Source organism: Mesobacillus harenae, assembly GCF_013343715.1.
GTDB lineage: Bacteria > Bacillota > Bacilli > Bacillales > Cytobacillaceae > Mesobacillus_A > Mesobacillus_A harenae.
In genome coordinates this window covers 109,156-129,494 of record NZ_JABUNR010000011.1, presented here as the reverse complement: position 1 = coordinate 129,494, position 20,339 = coordinate 109,156, and the positions used below count along the sequence as shown (strand labels likewise).

The following is a 20,339-nucleotide window of genomic DNA, read 5'->3' as shown; positions in this document are numbered from 1 at the left end:
TCTATTTATGATACTAGCTAAAAGCTGGTTATAAGTCCAGTATTCCCTAAACGGATATGCATAAGCGGGCAAACTTGCCGTAATAGAAAAACCTGCCGGTGAATACTCCCGGCAGGTTTTAAAGAATTTCTTACTTGAAAATTAATACTTTACCAACAGTTCCGTCAGCACTCTCGCCAACTACACGGAACTTAAGGCCTTCTTGAGGTACAATACGACCTGCATCAACTAACCCTGCATTGCTGTAATCTGCACTGTCATCAAACAGCGGCTTTCTTGTTGTATGATTGTCTTTAATCGTATAGCTAGTGTAATCAATAAACATCTTATTGGATTTCTCCAATCCAAACGCTGCATCATGCATCTGGAACCTCGTTATTGCTGGTGTGTTATTGCTGGTCATAACAGTATGCTGATCAGCATCAACCACTCCAAGATACCCTTCACCTGGATGAGCACCTGTCCAGTTATCAGTGAATGAGTCATCAACATACCAGACAACAAGTCCTGGATCAAAACTCATCACACTGTTTCCGCGTGCAATATGGCCTAAGCCTTCGTCGACACCATTATGAGATCTCCATTCTAACAAATAGTAACGGTCAGAGTAGAAAAATCCTTCATCTTTCTTGAAGCCTTCGAACTCAAACGCTGATTCGCTCTCAGCATCATCAAATAATACTCGCTCTCCATCAACAACGACGGAGATATCATCTACATATAGGCCTGGCTCAGTCCAAGCAACGTCCGTCCAATAGTTTAACTTCACTTCAATATTCTTGCCAGCATAGGCGGAAAGATCAAAGTTTGCATCAACCCATCCGTCCGAATAGCCTGTAATTCCGTGACCTGGGTTTTGCTCATATGGATCTGTGTCTGTTGTAAGGTTACCAGGAATAGCTGTCCATTCATCAGAGCCATCTTCTCTAACTTGTACCGAAGCATAATCCCAATCGGTTTCAATTTTGTACCAAGCTTTAAAATTAAGTTCAGCTGAAGCTGCATCAGTTAAATCAACAGAAGTCACCATAGAGTGATCAAGCTCATCACCGCTGCCGCTGAAATATTCATACTGTCCGCTAAATGGAGTATTCACCACATTTTCCTTGCTCGGCAAATCAATCCGGACGGCATCATTATTCGTACCTTTTGTTACTCCCTCATCAACAAGAACTGTTGTACCTTCGCTCGTTATATCACTTGCATCAATAGAAGTTCCTGACAGCCAGTTGCCCCCATGCAGATTTTGCAGCATTTGCTTGGCATACGGGCTGAAGCCTGTTGGCTCTGTACCAGGAATAATTCCTGCCCAGCTTCCACCTGACATGATCGACCAGTATGAAACCGGCTCACCTGCTCCGGTGTATTGAGTATCATACTCATCTGGAAGACCTAGATCATGGCCATACTCATGGGCAAACACACCTGCTGCGCCATCTTCAGGCATGATCGTGTAATCCCATGCACCCAATACACCGCCCCAACGGTCGCTTTCAGAGTGTGCATTAGGAACGGCAACAGGACCCGAGCCAAGCTTAGAACGATGAGACCAAATCGCGTCTCCGCCTAAAGAGCCGCCGCCTGCTTCTTCACCAACACCAGCGTGAATAACCATTAAGTGGTCGATTAAGCCGTCTGGCTCGTTATAAACACCATCCGCATCATAGTCATCGCGATCCCACTGATCATACTCACTTAGATCTACATTTGGATCTACTGCAGCTTTCTTCAACGCTTCATATACTAAGCTTCTGGCAGCTTTATCATTTCCATCTGGAGCTGGAACGTTTGCACCATAATATGCTGCAGGATTGTCAGCTGTATACCAGCCAGCAACTGTTCCCTCAAACGTATAGCTTCCGCCTGACTGCTGCTCGTAATATTGTTTCATTGAAACAAGATTTTCTCCATTTGGCCCTTTATAGCCATTTTCGCCGAAAACCATATCCTGAAAATGCCCAAGTGGGTAGTCTTCATAGAACATATCTGTTTCTTCTTTAGTGATTGAACTGTTTAAATAGTCCGGAAAGTCAATAGCTAGTACGAGTACCTTATCTTCACGGACTGAACCATCATAGCTTTCTTCCTGAACAGGATCGACAGTGTTTTTCTTAGCTTGTCCAAGCTTATTTCCTTGTCCATTTTTCAGGCTGTTGCTTACATCCTTTTTTCCGTTGCTTTCAACGGCTAGCTCCTTGCCGACCTTTTCACCTTTTACCTTTTTTGCAGATTCCGCTTTAGCTTTTAAGAAGCCCTTTAACGCCTTTTCTGTTTCTGCAGGCGTGGCATCTTGTGCAATTCTGCCTTCTTTCTTAAGAAACTCTATAAGTCTTTCATCGTTGGCAATTCCTAAATCCACTGAAACCCCGTGGTGTGAGCTTGTCAGCCCTTTAGCCGGGTTAGCAGCACTTGCTTCTTGCAACGGAGCAGCTGTCCCTATAGAAAAAGTACTAAATCCCATTGCAACAGCAAGAGCGGCTGATGCTATTCTCTTCTTTTTCAAATTAATCCCCCCCTGATTTTCTAACTGTTCTGACTTAAGAACCTATGCTCATAATAAACAATTGTTATAAAATTGTAAATTATTGAAATATAATAAAATTTACCTATAAAATCCAAAAAAAATGACCTAAAAATTCAGGTCAATAGGTCTTTCTTATTTAATTTCAGCCATATTACCCTGTTATAGTAGGTCTATAGAAGCTTTTTTCTTTTAACAGCCTTCATTTTCGATTGAGGCCAATGTTTAAGAGAGGAAAAGTCAGTTCTTTATACCCATATAGTTAATATAAGGATTAAAGGCTATTTAACGACCATTAGGAAAAACCAGGATTCTGATCAGATCTGGTCCAAGCTGAGGACTGTTCCAGTTCACCTGCAAGCCGGTACAGAAGATCTTCTTTTCCGCGCCCAGCCATTACCTGCACTCCTACTGGCAGGTTGTCTTTCGTTATGTGGAGCGGCAGCGTCATTGCCGGCTGCCCAGTTAAATTTGCCAGCTGTGTGAAAGGCGTCCTCATTAAGCTTTTTCCGGCTATTTGCTCAACCATCCCAGCCTTTTTAAGCAGCCTTCCTGTACCTGCTCTGCCGATTAGATTCATCGCGAATTTTTCAATAGAGCTTGGGTCTAGTTCACCTATTTTGGAAGGGGGAAACGCAGTTGTTGGAGTAATATAAAAATCATAGGTTTCATGAAAGTTTTCCATAGCATAAGCGGCTTTGTCCCACTCTCGTAATCCCAGAACAAACTCTTCAGCGGTTGTAGCTTTGCCTAGCAGTCCCAAAACCCATGTGGTCGGTTCGACGTCAGTAAATCTCGCTTTCCTGCCTAATACTTCCTCCAAGCCAGACAGGCCTGCTGCTACCTCGCCAAAATACATCGTAAAATAGCTGCTCGCAATTTTCTTACCGTCTACGGGGGCTTCCAGTTCTTCGACAGAATGTCCCATTGCCTCCAGCAATTTTACAGCCTTCATTACAGCTTCCATACATTCCGGATGGACCTCAGTTCCAAGCGGTGACTTTACTGTAAAAGCGATTCGCCTTTTTTTCTCAAGCGGTATCCCAACCTGTTCAAGATAGGAGCCCTCATAAGGAAGTGCAGGGAACGCAGCTCCTTTTTCATATACAGCAAGTGAATCAAGCATAGCAGCGCTGTCCCTGACAGATCTTGCAAGCACGTGATCGACAGAAGCCCCCTGCCAGTGGCGCCCAAGGCTTGGCCCAACTGGTGTCCTCCCTCTTGTTGGCTTTAAGCCGAATAAGCCGCTGTATGAAGCAGGAATCCTAATTGAACCTCCGCCATCATTAGCCCCGGCAATCGGGACCATACCAGAGGCCACTGCTGCTGCAGACCCCCCGCTTGACCCTCCCGGAGTATGATCGTTATTCCAAGGATTACGAGTCGGCCCGTAAAAAGCTGGTTCTGTAACACCCATTAACGCAAATTCCGGAACATTCGTCTGCCCGACAAAAAGTGCACCTGTATTTCTAACCTTTTTAACCCAGAATGAATCTTGTTTTGCCCGGTACCCCTGAAATGCTCTGGAACCCGATGTAATGGGTTCACCCTTAACCTCCTGGGTAATGTCCTTTAATAACATCGGCACTCCCGTGAAAGGGCCATCTCCGGTTGCCGTTTCCGCACTCTGTCTTGCCTGTTCAAACATACGGTTGATCACGGCATTAAGCTTTGGATTTAAACGATCGATCTGTTCGATTGCATTCTCAACTAGTTCTTTAGGCTGGACCTCCTTCTGTTTTACAAGCTCCGCCAAACCCAGTGCATCATACTGTTTATATTCCTCAACTTTCATCCTTCATCCCCCTATAATACCTTTATTACCTATGTATTCTAGTAAGATCTTGTTTATCCTTTAAACACGGAAAAGAGAGTGGCCATATGGACACCCTCTTGTATTCTATTAATTTAATTTTGTAATACGGCCTTCAATTTTCGGATCAACTTCGCCTTTTGCTTCAATATAATTTACTAAAGCATCAAGGTCGACAATATCAATCACCTGTGGTCCCATTTCAGCTAATAATGAATAGCCGTCGCCGCCGCCAGCCATGTAATTATTGACTGTGATTGTGTACGATTCATTCATATCAAGCGGACTGCCATCCGTTTTAGTTAACGAAACGATTCTGTCACCTGCAGGGCGTGACTCATCATAGCTTACCTTCAAACCTGATACATGCATGATGCGGGTTTTAGAACCCCATTGCTGTTCAAAGAGAGTTTTTATTTGCTCTCCTGTTGCTGGCATTGAAACCAAGTCATTGCCAAACGGCTGTACAGTAAAGGCTTCCTTCCAGGTAATGTCCCCAGCATCAATATCACCTCGTACTCCACCTGAATTCATAAATGCAAAATCAGTGCCCGTTTGCGCTCTCATTGAATCAGCAATCAGGTTGCCCATCGGAGATTCACCAGCGGCATTTGTTTCACGTGAAATGAAACTCGGGGTGGTGCCAATTACCCTGTTTAAAATTGGCGCAGCATCTGCGACATAAGCATCCAGAACTGCTTTAATTTCAGCATCTGGCTCAATCTGATCCCGGTAAGCTGTAACGATTTCTGCTTTTGCTGCAAAAATATCATTCGTGTCTGGATCAATCAATAGGTCAACATCTGAAAATGCTGTTCCATAGGAATAAGATTGAACCAACAGCTTGCCATCAACAACAGCGTTTGTATAGGCATGGTTGTGTCCGCCAAACATAACATCCACTTCATCATCAACGGCAGCAGCTATTTCGGCAAGCTCTCCTGCTGCAACGCCATTGTTTGAATTAACAGGGTTATGGGTTAGAACAACAATCGACTTAACACCTTGTTCCTTTAGCTCAGCTGCATACTTATTAATAGCCTCTGCTTCATCTGTAAACTTAACTCCTGCTGTTCCGCTCGGAATAACAATTCCAGGTGTATCAGAGTAAGCTACTCCAATAAAACCAACTGGCACTCCAGCGACTTCTTTAATCACATACGGTTCGAGAATTGGCTCGTTTGTTACTTCATCGACAACATTTGCAACAACATAGTCAAAATTCGCTCCTGCAAATTCGCCGTATTTCTCAACGGTTTTCGGGTGACTTCCCCCAAAAATAAGGCGCTTCATTTCTTCGACACCTTCATCAAATTCATGGTTTCCGACCGTACCCACGTCAAAGCCTAGCCGGTTAAGAATATCGATCGTCGGCTCGTCCTGCAGCAGGGCAGATACTGGTGAACTCGCACCAACAACGTCACCCGCATGGATCATGAGTGAATTTTCAACTTCTGCATCTCTTTGTTTCAAATATGCAGCAAGATATTCGATTCCACCAGCATTCAGCTTGGCATTAAAAGTATCAAGCTGGCCATGCAGATCGTTAATTCCAAGTAATTGCAGAGCAATTGGAAATTCAAGATTGAATTTACCATAACCGTCCGCTGCTTCTGCTACAAATTCAATGACATCACCTTCCGGAAGGGCTTTTTGAGCATCCATTGCCGTTTCAAAGGTTACGTTCACTTTGTCGCTGACAGGGGCAAACTTCCAGTTGCCATCTGCGGATGGATCAATCGTGCCAAGGTCGCGGATGTAGTCAATAATCGCCTGGCGGTTTTCATCCGGATATAACTCAACTGCTGTATTATTTTTTACACCAGGGAAAGTCCCGCTTGCACGGTAGTTGTTTGTAACAACGATGAATTCCTGTTCAAGGTCGATAGCCTCTCCATTAAACTTAAGGCTTTTAATTCGGTTGGCATCAGCATGAACAACATTTCCTTTATCATCGTACTTGGCCGGCTCCGTAACATCGATCTCGTACGTAACACCATCAATGACATCATAATTGTACGTCGGGAAATCAGTATTAATTAACGCTTGTTCGCTGCTGTCTTTGGAATCAATCTGATTGAATTGGCCAGCAGACATTTCAAGCCATTCTTTTACATCAGCACCGGTAACTTTTACAGTCGCGACTGTGTTCGGATACAAATACAGGTCTGAAACATTTTTAATCGCTATATCCCCTTCAGGAATATACGTATAGTAGCTCGCTCCGTTTCGTCCACCTGCCTTAAACGGTGCGCCGGCTGACAGAATCGGCAAGTTTTCATCTGCCGTCCCTTTTAATTGCTTTTCAATGTACCACTTTTGTGCATTTGTGACGATTTGGATTGACGGATCATCCTGAACAAGCGCGAAATAACTATGGATGTCAGCAGTTGTCGTTCCAACCGGCTGATTCACATAATCTACTGTTCCCTCATGCGCTTCTCTTACAGCATCCAGGACATCTTGATCAGCTTCGGCAAGGACCGTTTTGGTTGCTTTATCATAGATCGGTTTTAAAGATGTTTTTGAATTCTTAATCTCCCAATCGCCTTTTATTTTGGAGATGGTCAAATCCATAACACCAAGCTGGTTGCCCCAGCTGCCTGGCATAACAATCGGCACACCATTAATGGTACCTTTTTCAGCATCAACACCTGGAAGATCTGAAAATCCTCCAGGGAAGTTCAAATGGTTATGTCCGGTAATGATCGCATCAATACCCTCTACCTTAGTAAGATCATAGGTCGCATTCTCCTCCAGCTCAGCATATTCTGCATCACCAATTCCGGAGTGTGCAAGGACAACGATTAGATCTGCCCCTTCCTCCTTCATTTTCGGGATATTTTCTTCCACTGATTTTACGATATCCTTCGTAATTGCCTTTCCATCAAGATGGGCTTTGTCCCACTGGGTAATCTGCGGAGTAACCGCGCCAATAACTCCAACTCTGATCACTTGGTTGGTTCCTTTTTTATCAATAACCTTTTTCTTAATAATTTGATATGGTTTAAAATAGTTTTCATCATTTGAAGGATCGCTGTCCCCATCATCCTTGAACACGTTTGCATTTACATATGGAAACGGTGCATCATCAAGCACTTCATCAAGATAATCTAGTCCATAGTTAAATTCATGGTTTCCGACCGTGGCAGCATCATAGTCTAATAGCTCCATAGCTTGAAAGACTGGATGCAGTTCACCATCTTCAAGAACGTCTACCTTTGCTTTGTAGTCCCCAAGCGGGTTGCCTTGAATCAGGTCGCCATTATCAAATAATAACGTATTTTCAGCTTCAGAACGGGCCTTTTTAATTAATGTTGCTGTTTTCGCCAAGCCGAATTCATTTGTAAGAGCATCCTTATAATAATCATAGTTGTATAAGTGCGTGTGAATATCGGTAGTTCCCAAAATTCTGAGCTCTACGTCATGTTTTCCTGCCTGATTTTCGCTTTTGCTCTTCGGTGCAGCATCTACCGACTTCCATGTGATCGGCGTTGATAATACCGATAAAGCCATAGTAGTTGCCAAAACTTTTCTGCCAAACTTTTGAATAGGCTTTTTCAAGGCAAAACAGCTCCTTTTGAAGTTTATAATAGTCAAACCTATTTAATTATTAAATAGATTCATTATTTTAGAAATGCTCCAATAGCCCTGAATTTTCGAACTGTTTTATTCCCGTATGGCCTCTTCCTGGGTACTTATAATCAATTTCCTATCCTGCCCCCTTTTAGGATTAAAAGATTTCGAATTCATTTATTTCGCCCCAAATAAAAGAGCCCACAAAACACTTGAAAATTTTGTTATGATTCACTCTAGTCTCTAGTGGTAAAGAACAGTAAGACTTCTTATATCAGGAGGCGTATTATGGAGAGATTAACAGAACTATTAAAGGAACTCATTTTAATAGATAGTTCCACAAAGGCTGGGGCTAACAAAGCAATTGAATATTGTAACCAATGGCTCAAGGAGCAGGGCTTACCTGCCGAGATGCTTGAAAACAACGGATATAGAATGATTGTATGTGAGATTGGCGAAGGGGATAAAACGGTTGTATTAAATGGCCATGTTGATGTTGTCAGCGGCCATGAGGAACAATTCGTCCCTGTTGAAGAAGATGGACGGTTATACGCAAGAGGAGCTGCCGATATGAAGGCAGGAGTTGCAGCAATGATGTATGCTGCGGCAAAGCTTAAGGACGAGCCACTCGGGGTGAAATTACAGCTGCAAATTGTTTCTGACGAAGAAATTGGCGGCTTTAACTGTTCGGGCTATTTAGTTGAAAATGGCTATACTGGGGATTTTGTTATTTGTGCAGAGCCGACTACCCTCGGCATTGCCCTGCAGGCAAAAGGTTCACTGCGCCTGGATATCGAAGTCGCCGGGAAACCTGCACATGGCAGCCGTCCATGGGAAGGTGTCAATGCAATTGAAAAAGCTTATGAGGTCTATGGTGAAATTCTTAAACTCCCCTTCACAAGAGTAAGTTCGGAATTCTATAAAGCCCCGTCTGTGAACCTGGCGAAGATTAACGGCGGAGATGCTTATAATAAAGTCCCGGAAACCTGCACTCTCTTCTTTGATATCCGCTATTTACCCGGTCAAACCGCAGATGAAATTATCCAGCAGATCGAGGATGCTGCCGATGGAAAGGTTCTTGTCAATATGGTCGGCAGGCCTGTTGAAACAAAGAGAGAAGATCCATTTGTGCAAGCCCTGCAGCCGGTTGTCGAAGAGCACATCTCTAAAGAGGCGGTCTTTTTCGGCCAGCACGGGGCTGCGGACACAAGTTTCTTTTCCAAAAAGGGAATTCCCGCCATTGAGTTTGGCCCAAGCGGTATAAACTGGCATGGAAATGAAGAGAACGTCGTCCTTGACTCGCTTTATACCTATAAAGACATTTTAATAGACTTCATAAAAGGTTTTGATTCAAAGTAAAAGACAGATGCCCGCGAGCTGGCTTAGCTTGTAGACAATGGTCTTAAGTTCAGACCCCGTCTACAGGCTTTTTTGTAATACGGTTTCAAATGAAAACCCGCTAGAAAAGCACTTCAGGAGGAATGTCTAATGCAGATAAAAAAAGAGGACCATGGTCATCAGGAGGACGTCTACATTTCAATTGGGAAGTACCAAATGATTATTAGGCAGAGATACAAAGTTTTGTCATTGCTAAACGATGTTTTGCTAGGAGTCTTATATTTGACAGGAAGTATATTATTTTTAACAAATGTAAGCCAAACTATTTCCATTTTGTTTTTTTTGGGCGGCAGCATTTTGATGATACTCAGGGCAATCCTAAATATTATGAGAGATCTACATTTAAAACGGTTTAAACCGAAAAAACAGACCTCACAGAGAAAAGCCTTGCCAAAGCATCAAGAAAAATGAAAGAAAATAGGTTCCATTCACTTTGAACCTATTTTCTAATATACTCTAATTATAGGTGTCTTTCTACAGAGCACCTTATTTACTGTTTATGGACGTATTTTTTTGACCAGGAGTAGAGGAGCAGAGCAATCACGATTGGAAATTGTATGATAAATATAATAGCATCCCAAAAAGGAATACTCCCCAGCGGTGCACTAAATCCTGGTGTTATTTGATTAAAAGCATACTTTAACTGCGGTAAATAATAATAAAACCAAACAGCAATCGTAACAGCAATCCCTATTAAGTAAAAGAAAACATATGGGCGTATTAATTTTTCTTCCCCTTTGAAAGCTTCGGTAGATTGATCCTCGGGTAGAAAAGGGAACCATTTCCTTAAATATTGATTCCCATTATCCATTAGGTTGTACGAACCGGTAACATTTTCTAAAACATAATAAAAATCAGTTTTCATATAAATACAAAATTGATACAGAATCCTTAATACGTTATCGAAAACCATTATTGCTAGCAGTGCCTTTACCACCACATTTAATGGCATCATTTGGCCAATTAAGGCAATGAACAACAAAATATTATCAAAGTAAATACCTGCGAAGTAGAGCTGATTTCTTTTTCGGGGAGGCAGCTGCCAGACCTTTGTCATATCTGTTTCCAGAACTACAAAGAATAGCCGGTGACCTAGTTCTATTTTGGTAGGAAAGTCGTAGGCTCTTACAGCCAGAACATGTCCAAATTCATGAATTAAGACTAGCAAGAAGGTAATCAGCACCCAGACAACGATATTTTCCATCATCAAATCAAATATAAAGATATCCTGGTAATGAGGAAATAAATAGGGGTTTATTAAAAGCAAAGTGATATTTACTATAATTAAACCTATATGTATTCCAGCTGTATATTTATTAAAGAAAAACTTGCCAACAAGGGGTGGTATCCATTTATAACCTGTTGGGCTCGTTGTCCCTTCGCTTCGGTCAACTGCTTCCCCATTAATCTCTTTTATCAATTCTAGATCCGCCAGCTGCTTAACAAATTCAATAATATTAACGTCTTCTTCAGGGTGGGTTTTTTTCAAATTCTGCTCGATATATTCTAAATCGAACCCACTGTTAATCAGTTCAATGGCATCAACGCATACCTTTGGCATTTCATAGAATTCATCGTTCGAGAGATCCTCAACAATATAATTCTTCTTATCAGCCCGGGCTTTTAAGGGATATAGTGTTATTTTGGATAGGTAATTGATTTCCATATAAAAACATCCTTAATAAGAACAAAAGCGCAAGCACCTTGAACAGTCCCGACAAGCGGTGGAGAGCCAGACGGTGAAGTCGTTCTTTGAACTTCATCAGCCTGGACCGAAGCGACTCGAGGGGCTAGGCGCTGGAGCTAGACAGTAGTCAATGTTCAAAATTTTATACTTTCCTAATAAAAATACGGGATGCATTGCAGTAGCAAGCACCCCTTCCAAAAATACTATATACGCGGCATGAAGTTACACCACCAGCATGTTGTTTTGATTTTTTTTAATTTGCGGATTTTCATGGAGTCACCCCCTCTCAGACAATACTTCTGGCAACCTCTTCTGGCCATTCATAATTCTTATGAAAATCAACCCAAGCGGGATAGATGTCTTTAAAAACCTTTACAAGTTCAGGGTCAAATTGCGTTCCATGTCCTTCAATAATTCTTTCATAAGCATCCTCTACAGATAAAGCCGAGCGGTAAGACCGGGAAGAAGTCATTGCGTCAAATGCATCTGCAATCGAAACGACTCTTGCAAGCACCGGAATTTTCTGCCCTGACAGCTGTTCAGGATACCCTTTTCCATCCCATCTTTCATGATGGGAAAGGATAACATCAATATTGTCACCTAGGCCTTTAACTTTTCTAATGGCCTCCGCTCCCACAACTGGGTGCGTTTTAATAACCTCATACTCTTCTGTTGATAATTTACCGGGCTTCATAAGAATTGAGTCCGGTATATTTACTTTCCCTATATCATGGAGCAAACAAGCATAATGGAAGGAAGTTAAATCATCCTCACTAAACTTCCCTGTAGCAATGGCTAACGACTTTGCATAGTAGGCAACTCTTTCACTATGGCCTCTTGTATAAGGATCCTTCAATTCTATTGTTGCAATAACACCCTTAACAATCCCATCTAGCTGTTTATCATATGATGATTTAATTGCTGCAACATATCCCTGAAATCTTTTTAACAGCACGTAAGCAATAAAAGAAATAACCAATAAAATGACTGTTGGAAAAAAAACTTGAGTAGTCTGCAGGAGCACACCCACGAAAAGATACTTCAGCACAGTACCTAGGAATATAAACCAAAAAAATCTCGGGTTAACAAACAAAGGTGAAAATAAGATGAGAAGTATTTCTGCGATATTGCCGGTTTTATATTCAACTGGATTTCCCATATAGGTAAATCCATCGTTCAATATCGACAATATGATATAGCTCGTAAAAAAAAGATACTTTACCATGTAGGGCTTCTTATTGCTCAGATAATAAACGATAGGAAGCAGTGTAAATAAACAGAGGTAATACCAGTAACCGAAGACACTGGGCAAACCGGGTTCGATATGAAGTATGTATTTTTTATATATAAAATAATAGAAAACATCATAGACAATAGAAATGATGTAAAAAATGCCAATGAACCATAAGACAGCACTTTGTTCCTCACTCTTAAAATTCGAATCTTTTATTTTACTTGGCATATTAGACCCCACTAAAGTTGTAGAATATCTACTTATTTCATATCGCCACTTTAGAGAAAAAGTTTAGTTCTAAAGGAGCATTTTCGAAAAGAAAATTTACAAAATTCGACATCAATCTATTTTATTATAATCTATTCCTTTAAATTACAGAATAGATTTTCTACTGAATTTTCTTTGCTTTTGAAATTAGCACTTAAGGATTGTCAGAGCGGTAACAGGATGCTTACTATTGTCCCTTGATTTACCTCGCTATCAATCGCGATCTCTCCATCATGCTCATCTATTATTTTCTTTGTTACCATCAACCCAAGCCCAGTTCCATTTTCTTTAAGGGTATAAAAAGGCTCGCCAATTTTATTCAGATCTTCCCTTGGTATACCGCAGCCATCATCCTCAACAACAACTTTAACAAAACTTCCGTCACTGCTGAATTTAATATTGACGTAACCACCATCAGAGATTGCTTCAATGGAATTCTTAATAATATTAATAAACGCTTGCTTAATTTGATTCTCATCACATAACAAATGAGGAATCGGTTTTTCTTGTAAAACTTTAATTGTTACATTACGTTCCTCAGCAAAATATTTAAGAATCGAGATTACATAGTAGATAACCTCCTCAATATTCGCATGCCTTTTTACAATAGTTTTAGGTCTTCCTAAAATTAGTAAGTCAGTAGCAATTATATTTATTCTGTCTACTTCGCTTAGCATAATGCGGTAGTAATTGTCCGTTTCCTTATTTCTTTCCTGCTCTAGCTGGATAAACCCCCGCAAAGCGGAAAGAGGATTTTTAATTTCATGTCCAATGGCTGTTGCCATCTGCCCGATAACTGCAAGCTTTTCTTTTCTTCGCAGGTCCTCATGCACAGAAGTGATTGCCTTCACATAGGAAATAAAAGTCGATAAGAGAACCCAAGAAATTGCTGCCATAAATACGATTAATAGTAGCGGAAAGATAACTCTTTCTGCCTGTAAAAGCAGTCCGAATAGAATGTATTTACCGAAAATCCCTGCAGATACCATCCAAAAAAAACGTTTATTCACAAATATCGGAGAAAATAAAATAAAGAAAATCTCTATTATATGCCCCCCGGTAAATTCCTTTGAACTTCCCCAGAAAATCATTAAATTGTTTATAAAGTCTAGAATGATATATGTAATTAAGTATAAGTATTTAATAAGTTCGGGCTTTCCTCTTTTTACTAGATAAATAGATGCTGGCAGGATAAGCACCAGTATAAAGTGAAGGAAGAAGCCTATACTCCCATCCGGAAAGCCTACTGGATCATCCATTTGGAAAGGGTAAAAAAAGTAATAAAAAAAGTCATAAATAAGTAAAATAATATAAAACGTCCAAAGAAAAAACTTAACTGCCTTTACTTCTTCGAAAATCAGCTTAGGATTTTTTGATAATACACTCATATAAAAGCTCCTACAAAGGATAGATTAATGATTATTATGTCTTATTATAGCAAATCTTGTAAAAGCATGTATTAATTCCCGAATAAATCGATTGTTCAATAATTTTTCACAATTTTCATTCAATCATAAGTGCTTTTTTAAATGATTCCTATAAAATAGGTATATATTACTGTTTTTTGGAACAGAGGTGATTCTCTTGATTCAGTCTGTGCTCTCCAATTTGGGCATTCTTTTATTAATGCACCTGATGATTAATACCGGCTACTATCTAAATCAAACCAAAAAATTATCAAATACCTTCATGCCAATTTTTCATATATTGATAGTGACTCTAGCGATTATTTCTATGTTTCATTTTCCAATACGATTTTCTGACCACCTGTTTGATTTGAGGATCGCTCCTCTTATTTTTGTTTCCTTTTATCATGGATGGAGATATACCGTTCCTGTCCTGATCATGGCCTCACTCTATCGGTTTTTCCTTGGAGGAGAAACGGTTGCTCATGAAATCCTATTTGGAATGATTTTATCTTCGATATTGCCAATAATCCTTTATCCTCAAGACCAGAATCGATTTCACATCCTTAAACCCTTTCTTGTGGTCACTGCTGCCTGGCTGATTTCGGATCTGCCGATTATTTGGCTTATGCCTGAAGGTCTGGAGATTTTTACAGAAATTGCTTTAGTCCGTTATCTTTCTTTGTTATTAGGTTCCTTTATTCTTTATTTTTTCATTGTTACAGGGCAAAAACATCTTACTCTAACAAAACAAATGCGATACTTCGCTGAACGAGATCCGTTAACAGGATTGTATAATATGAGGAAATTTGAAGATGCGATCCAAAAATATATACCTCAGAATAAACTGATGTACATAGCCATGGTGGATATTGACTGTTTCAAAAAAATTAATGACACCTTTGGTCACCAGGCAGGGGATACAGCTATAAAGACGGTCGGGGAAATTATTCTTAACAACAGGAGCAAGGATATGTTTGCAGCAAGATATGGGGGTGATGAATATATACTTTTTATCGCTGTTGACCACCCAGATCAGGCTATGGCTACTCTAAATAAGATTCGTAAGCGAGTTGCTTCCGCACCACTATTTCCTCATAGCACATACCCAGACTTTAAGATTTCCCTTTCAATCGGGGTAGCACAGCTTAATGCTTTTAAAAATCTAAAAGAAGCAATCGACCTCGCAGACAGGCAGTTATACTTTGCAAAGCACTCCGGTAAAAACCAGGTATGCAGCTAATACCAAAAGCGGAACTGACTACTCAGAAACACGGAAACTGGCCGACTAACCGCCACGTCCTGTGGCATCGTCGGCACTAGTACATCCTGTACTTCGAAGGATCTGACAAAGAAACTCAGTTTGCTTCTGCAAGAGGAGTTGAAGTTTCCCAGTTTCTAGAAAGTCGAACTGGATGAAACAAAAGCGGAAGCTCCTTGTACAACCCCGTAAAGCCTAAATGAGGCTGACTGAAAGCCAGATTAAGTTGTTCTTTAAACTTCATCTTCGGGCGGAAGTGATTCTGGGGGTTTGGATGAACCAGTACCGGAACTGATTCACGGGTTTGGCCCAACCTTGCAGTTTAAGCCCACAACCAAAACAAACCAAGGCAGGCTCCTGAATGAGCCTGCCTTGATTTTTGTTTCTTGCATTTATTTTACAGCTTGTTACTTCCCTTTAAACTCTGGAGGCCTTTTGGAGAAAAATGCAGTTACTCCTTCAATTGCATCCTCCGAGCCTGAAACAGCCAATGAATTTTCCCGTTCAACAGCTAAACCAGCTTCAAGGTCCTGTTCACTGCCCCGATAAACAGAATCGAGAATCCCTTTAATCGCAAGCGGGGCTCCCGAAGCCAGCCTGGCAGCGAGGTTAAAGGCTTCTTCTCTAACCTTTTCAGCGGGAACTACCCGATTTACTAAACCGTATTCCAGTGCCTTTTCTGCAGAAATCCGGTCTCCGCTTAGCATTAATTCAAGAGCCCTTCTTCTGCCGATCAAACGAGGCAGCCTTTGTGTCCCTCCATACCCAGGAATAATTCCAAGGCGAACCTCCGGCAGCCCGAGCTCTGCTGAATCTGCTGCGACCACTAAATGGCAGGCCATTTGCAGTTCATTTCCTCCACCCAGTGCTTTCCCATTTATACAGGCAATGACTGGTTTGGGATAGTTTTCAATCCTGTTAAATAACTCATGCATGCGAATCAGCGTTTTATTTCCTTCTTCTTTATCACCCATGCTGCCAAATTCCGTAATATCTGCTCCAGCTGAGAACATTTTCTCCCCAGCACCAGAAATCAAGACAGCTCGAATGCCATTGTCGTTTTCCGCTTCATTCAATACTTTTTCAATATCAAGCAATGTTTGTCTGCTGAGGGTGTTCATAGGCGGACGGTTAATAGTAATCATCAGTACTTTATCCTTTGTTTCTACAAGACATTGCCTTTCGTCTACCTGCACTTAAGCACCCTCCCTTTCGATAATGACAGCAGAAGCCATCCCGAAGCCAATACACATCGTTGCAAGCCCATAACGTCCGCCGCTCCGTTCCAGTTCATTGACCATCGTAGCAATAATTCGGGCACCGCTGCCGCCGAGCGGGTGTCCTAAGGCAATCGCTCCCCCATTCGGGTTTACTTTTTCAAGATCAGCACCAGTATCCTTCTGCCACGAAAGCACCACACTGGCAAATGCTTCATTCACTTCGAATATATCAATATCTTTAATGTTTAATCCGGCTTTCTTCAGAACCTTTTCTGTAGCCGGAATAATGCCTGTCAGCATAATTTCTGGGTCTACCCCTGCCAGGGCGGTAGCAACCACTCTTGCACGAGGCTTCAAGCCAAGTTCCTCTGCCTTTTTTCTTGAAGCAAGCAGCACAGCCGCCGCCCCGTCACTGATCTGGCTGGAGTTCCCAGCTGTGACAACTCCGTCAGGGCGGAATGCCGGGTTCAAATTGCCTAGTGCTTCAGGACTCGTACTTGGCCGTGGAGTTTCATCCATGTTCATCAAGAAAGTCTCGCCTTCTTTATTTTTCCCCTCAATATAGACAATTTCATTATCAAACCGGCCCTCTTCTTGAGCCCGTGCAGCTTTCTGATGACTTTGATATGAGAATTCATCAAGCTCTTCACGCTTAAGCTCCCAGCGTTCCGCAATAAGTTCAGCAGAAAACCCCTGTGGAATTATCGTATGCTGATCCAATAATTTATCACTGAAATTGCCACCATCAGTTCCCATCGGAACCCTGTTCATACTTTCAACACCAGCGGCGATTACGCAGTCTGACATTCCTGCCATGATCGCATGCGCTCCCTGAGCTAAGGTTTCAAGACTTGAAGCACACATTCTATTTACACTTACACCGCATACTTCAACGGGAAATCCTGCAATTAACCCCGCCATTCGGCCAATATTTGACCCCTGCTCGCCAATTTGGGTAACACAGCCCATTTTGATATCTTCTACCTCGGCAGGATTAAGCTGATTGCGTTCGACCAGTTTCTTTAGTACATGAGCCGCCATTTCGTCTGGCCTTGTCTGTGACAGCGAGCCTTTTTTTCGGCCGACTGGGGTTCTGACTGCATCAATTATTACAGCATCATTCGCTTGCATTCATTCTCATCCTCTCGTCTTGCTAGTATTAAAACGTAAACAAATCTATTCCGCCTGCTACTGGCAGTCCGACTCCGGTAATGTATTTTGCCTGATCGGACACCAGGAATGAAATCGCATTGGCAATATCCTCCGGCTCACCAGGACGTTTAAAGGCCGTGCGGGCAATCATCCGATCTCTCAAATCAGGATTTGACATTTGGAATGCCTCCGTATTAATAATTCCAGGAATAATAGCATTGACCGTAATATTGTATTTTGCTCCTTCAAGCGCTAGTGTCTTTGTCAAGCCGAGAACGCCAGCTTTAGTCGTTGAGTAGCTCGCCTGGCCATACCCGCCCATCGTTCCAGCTACAGACGCCATATTGATGATTCGTCCCCATTTCTGATCCTTCATATAAGGCCAAACAGCTTTGCTGCAGTTATAGGCACCGGTTAGGTTAACCTTCAGATCCCGATCCCAGAAGTCATCATTTTGGTGCTCGATTTTTACTGTATGGTCGAGTGTTGCTGCATTGTTAACAAGAATATCAATCCTGCCGTATTCCTTGATTACCTCATTGAACACAGACTGAACTTCATCGCGATTCGTAACATCCATCCGATATGCTGATGAACGTCTTCCCAGTGCTTTTATCTGCTCAGTTGTTGACTTCGTATACACCTGTTTTGTCTGTGTCATCACCTGAGCCATCGGACCAAGCCGTTCAGAAGTTTCTTGTAAATGCTCATCTTCTTCAATTAAAATATCTGTTACAATAACGTCCGCTCCAGCTCTTGCCAGTGTTAGAGCATCGATTCTTCCGAGGCCTCTAGAGGCACCGGTTATTAGGGCAACTTTTCCCTCAAGTGGTAAGCTCACGAATATCATCCTCACTCTCATTGGCTTTTCCGGCTGCAACCTCTGCTAATGCTTCACTAATTTGGATTGAACCGTCTTGTTCATACGTATAGTTGATCAGCTTCTTGTATTTTTCTTCTATATGTTTGTAGCGGACTTTTAATGATGGTGTAATCTCACCGGTATCCACTGTCCATTCTCCACCAATGACAATAATTTTTTTCGGCTGCTCAAACGACGCGAGCCTGCTCGCCATTCGTTCAACTTCCTTTGAAATAAGATTTTTAACCTCTCCATTTTGGACGAGATCAAGCTGGCTGTTCGCTTTTACACCTTTTTTATAGGCCCAAGGCTTTAAGTTTTCAAAATCAGGAATGACAATGGCAATTACATACTTGCGGCCATGCCCTACTACGAGCGAATTTTCAATGTAAATACTTTGGTTAATCGTATTTTCTATATGGGCCGGGGCAACATTTTTACCAGTTGATAAGATCAGCAGGCGCTTCTTCCGATCCACAATTCTTAAAAAGCCTTCATCATCAAAGGACCCTATATCACCGGTATGGAACCAGCCATCGATAATATCTTCAGCTGTTGCCTCTTCATTTTTGTAGTAGCCCACCATAACGCTAGGACCTTTAACGAGAATTTCTCCATCTTCAGCAATCTTCACGTCTAAATTCGGGAGCGGTTTTCCAACCGTGCCAATTTTGGCCCGTGACATCGGGTTCGTCGCCACTACAGGTGAAGTTTCCGTCAAGCCGTAGCCTTCAAGAACTGGAACATCAATCGCCCAGAAGAAACTGGCTATTTCAGGATTCAGCGCAGCTCCACCAGAAACTAACCCGCGCATTCTTCCGCCAAGATTACTTTTAACCTTTTTGTAAACTAAACGATTTGCGAGGTTCCATTTTCGCTGAAGATCCTTTGGCATTTGCCCATTAATTAATTGGTCTACAGGCGAATTAACAAGATAATTGTACCGTTCCATTCCTACCTTAACCGCCCAGGCAAAAATCTTCTTCCGCAGTGGCGTCCCTGCCTCAATTTGCTCCTGAACCTTTGCATAGACCTTCTCTAGCAATCTTGGAACAGTCGTCATAACAGTCGGCTTTACCTCCTGCAGGTTTTGAGGAATCGTTTCGATGCTCTCCGCATAGGCAATCGTCGCTCCAACAGAAAGCGGCGTAAATTGGCCTGCCATTCGTTCAAATACGTGTGATAACGGTAAAAAGGAAAGCATCACATCTTCAGGACGTGCTTCAACGCACCAGAACTGGACACCCTCAATATTGGATAAAATATTCCCGTGAGTCAGCATTGCTCCTTTTGGGGCACCACTTGTACCTGATGTATGAATGATTGTCGCCAGCTGATCACGGCCAATAGCTCCCCATATTGATTCCCAATCAACGATGGGATTGTCTGCTCCCTTTTGAACTAACTGAAAAAAGGAAAGAGTCTTATTCGTTAAATCTAGCGCTTCACCTGGCTGCATGACAATAATGTCTAAGCCTTGGACTCCGCACTCGAGGACTTTTTGATACTGCAAACCGTTTTCAACAAAAACCGCTTTGCAGTCAGCATTGCGAAGTGCATGTGCGACCTGGTCCGGCGGCAAGGTTGGATAAATCGGAACAGAGACTGCTCCAAGGCTTAAAATTGCTACATCAGATATTGGCCACTTTGGATTATTCTCAGACAGTATCGCTACCTTATCATCGTTTCCAATTCCAAGGCAGGCGAGGCCTGCAGCCGTGTTTCTTACCTCGGCCCAAAAGTCCCCATAAGTAATTCCTCGATATTTTCCGTCAACTTTCCACATTAAGGCTTTTTTATCTGGAAATCTTTTAACCGACCGGTAAACACTGTCCAACAGGTTAAGCGCTTTCATAGGACTCCTCCTTTAATAAATGTAATAAGACTACTGTATATAGGTTTGTTTTTAGCCGTGATGGGCCAATCTGTATCCCGCATGAAG

General features: G+C 42.0%; 13 protein-coding genes. 3 read left to right on the top strand and 10 right to left on the bottom strand.

Annotated elements, in window-relative coordinates:
- Positions 1-130: 130 nt before the first annotated feature.
- The 3 genes from HRJ06_RS14475 to HRJ06_RS14465 form a co-directional block, all read right to left on the bottom strand.
- Complete coding sequence (locus tag HRJ06_RS14475; protein WP_422392733.1) at positions 131-2,503, bottom strand: immune inhibitor A domain-containing protein; 2,373 nt, start codon at positions 2,501-2,503, stop codon at positions 131-133.
- 313 nt (positions 2,504-2,816) lie between these two features.
- Entirely contained in the window at positions 2,817-4,316 is a 1,500-nt protein-coding gene (locus HRJ06_RS14470; protein WP_174733651.1) for an amidase family protein, read from the bottom strand.
- A 108-nt stretch (positions 4,317-4,424) separates the two neighbouring features.
- The gene (locus HRJ06_RS14465) at positions 4,425-7,898 is read right to left on the bottom strand and encodes a bifunctional 2',3'-cyclic-nucleotide 2'-phosphodiesterase/3'-nucleotidase (protein WP_242035259.1); all 3,474 of its coding nucleotides are present in this window, start codon (positions 7,896-7,898) and stop codon (positions 4,425-4,427) included.
- A gap of 300 nt (positions 7,899-8,198) precedes the next feature.
- Here HRJ06_RS14465 and HRJ06_RS14460 point away from each other — a divergent pair, with 300 nt between their 5' ends.
- Together HRJ06_RS14460 and HRJ06_RS14455 are read left to right on the top strand one after the other, a co-directional pair.
- Entirely contained in the window at positions 8,199-9,269 is a 1,071-nt protein-coding gene (locus HRJ06_RS14460; protein ID WP_174733650.1) for a M20 family metallopeptidase, read from the top strand.
- Between the two features lie 129 nt (positions 9,270-9,398).
- The gene (locus HRJ06_RS14455; protein ID WP_174733649.1) at positions 9,399-9,719 is read left to right on the top strand and encodes a YrhK family protein; all 321 of its coding nucleotides are present in this window, start codon (positions 9,399-9,401) and stop codon (positions 9,717-9,719) included.
- 79 nt (positions 9,720-9,798) lie between these two features.
- Here HRJ06_RS14455 and HRJ06_RS14450 read toward each other — a convergent pair whose 3' ends face one another.
- From HRJ06_RS14450 to HRJ06_RS14440, 3 genes are all read right to left on the bottom strand, one after another.
- A complete protein-coding gene (locus tag HRJ06_RS14450) occupies positions 9,799-10,974 on the bottom strand; it encodes a zinc metalloprotease (RefSeq protein WP_174733648.1) in 1,176 nt (391 codons plus the stop codon).
- A gap of 307 nt (positions 10,975-11,281) precedes the next feature.
- Positions 11,282-12,457 carry an HD-GYP domain-containing protein gene (locus HRJ06_RS14445; RefSeq protein ID WP_174733647.1) on the bottom strand — a complete coding sequence of 392 codons (1,176 nt, stop codon included), beginning with the start codon at positions 12,455-12,457 and terminating at the stop codon, positions 11,282-11,284.
- 203 nt (positions 12,458-12,660) lie between these two features.
- Positions 12,661-13,884 (bottom strand): ATP-binding protein, encoded by a 1,224-nt coding sequence (locus HRJ06_RS14440; protein WP_174733646.1) that lies wholly within the window; start codon positions 13,882-13,884, stop codon positions 12,661-12,663.
- A gap of 196 nt (positions 13,885-14,080) precedes the next feature.
- Here HRJ06_RS14440 and HRJ06_RS14435 point away from each other — a divergent pair, with 196 nt between their 5' ends.
- The gene (locus HRJ06_RS14435) at positions 14,081-15,145 is read left to right on the top strand and encodes a GGDEF domain-containing protein (protein WP_174733645.1); all 1,065 of its coding nucleotides are present in this window, start codon (positions 14,081-14,083) and stop codon (positions 15,143-15,145) included.
- Positions 15,146-15,570: 425 nt separating this feature from the next.
- Here HRJ06_RS14435 and HRJ06_RS14430 read toward each other — a convergent pair whose 3' ends face one another.
- The 4 genes from HRJ06_RS14430 to HRJ06_RS14415 are packed head-to-tail and all read right to left on the bottom strand — an operon-like array spanning position 15,571 to position 20,252.
- On the bottom strand, positions 15,571-16,359 hold the full coding sequence (locus tag HRJ06_RS14430) for an enoyl-CoA hydratase-related protein (RefSeq protein WP_197969967.1): 789 nt from the start codon (positions 16,357-16,359) through the stop codon (positions 15,571-15,573).
- On the bottom strand, positions 16,360-17,514 hold the full coding sequence (locus HRJ06_RS14425) for a thiolase family protein (protein ID WP_174733644.1): 1,155 nt from the start codon (positions 17,512-17,514) through the stop codon (positions 16,360-16,362).
- A gap of 28 nt (positions 17,515-17,542) precedes the next feature.
- Entirely contained in the window at positions 17,543-18,385 is an 843-nt protein-coding gene (locus tag HRJ06_RS14420) for an SDR family NAD(P)-dependent oxidoreductase (RefSeq protein ID WP_174733643.1), read from the bottom strand.
- Complete coding sequence (locus HRJ06_RS14415; protein ID WP_174733642.1) at positions 18,360-20,252, bottom strand: AMP-dependent synthetase/ligase; 1,893 nt, start codon at positions 20,250-20,252, stop codon at positions 18,360-18,362. The genes HRJ06_RS14420 and HRJ06_RS14415 overlap by 26 nt, the downstream gene beginning before the upstream one ends.
- Between the last annotated feature and the right edge of the window lie 87 nt (positions 20,253-20,339).

Bases quoted from the DNA above. Each gene is read 5' to 3' on its own strand.
- HRJ06_RS14470 (WP_174733651.1), bottom strand. From the start codon at position 4,316: ATGAAAGTTGAGGAATATAAACAGTATGATGCACTGGGTTTGGCGGAG.
- HRJ06_RS14460 (WP_174733650.1), top strand. From the start codon at position 8,199: ATGGAGAGATTAACAGAACTATTAAAGGAACTCATTTTAATAGATAGT.
- HRJ06_RS14455 (WP_174733649.1), top strand. From the start codon at position 9,399: ATGCAGATAAAAAAAGAGGACCATGGTCATCAGGAGGACGTCTACATT.
- HRJ06_RS14450 (WP_174733648.1), bottom strand. From the start codon at position 10,974: ATGGAAATCAATTACCTATCCAAAATAACACTATATCCCTTAAAAGCC.
- HRJ06_RS14445 (WP_174733647.1), bottom strand. From the start codon at position 12,457: ATGCCAAGTAAAATAAAAGATTCGAATTTTAAGAGTGAGGAACAAAGT.
- HRJ06_RS14440 (WP_174733646.1), bottom strand. From the start codon at position 13,884: ATGAGTGTATTATCAAAAAATCCTAAGCTGATTTTCGAAGAAGTAAAG.
- HRJ06_RS14425 (WP_174733644.1), bottom strand. From the start codon at position 17,514: ATGCAAGCGAATGATGCTGTAATAATTGATGCAGTCAGAACCCCAGTC.
- HRJ06_RS14420 (WP_174733643.1), bottom strand. From the start codon at position 18,385: ATGATATTCGTGAGCTTACCACTTGAGGGAAAAGTTGCCCTAATAACC.
- HRJ06_RS14415 (WP_174733642.1), bottom strand. From the start codon at position 20,252: ATGAAAGCGCTTAACCTGTTGGACAGTGTTTACCGGTCGGTTAAAAGA.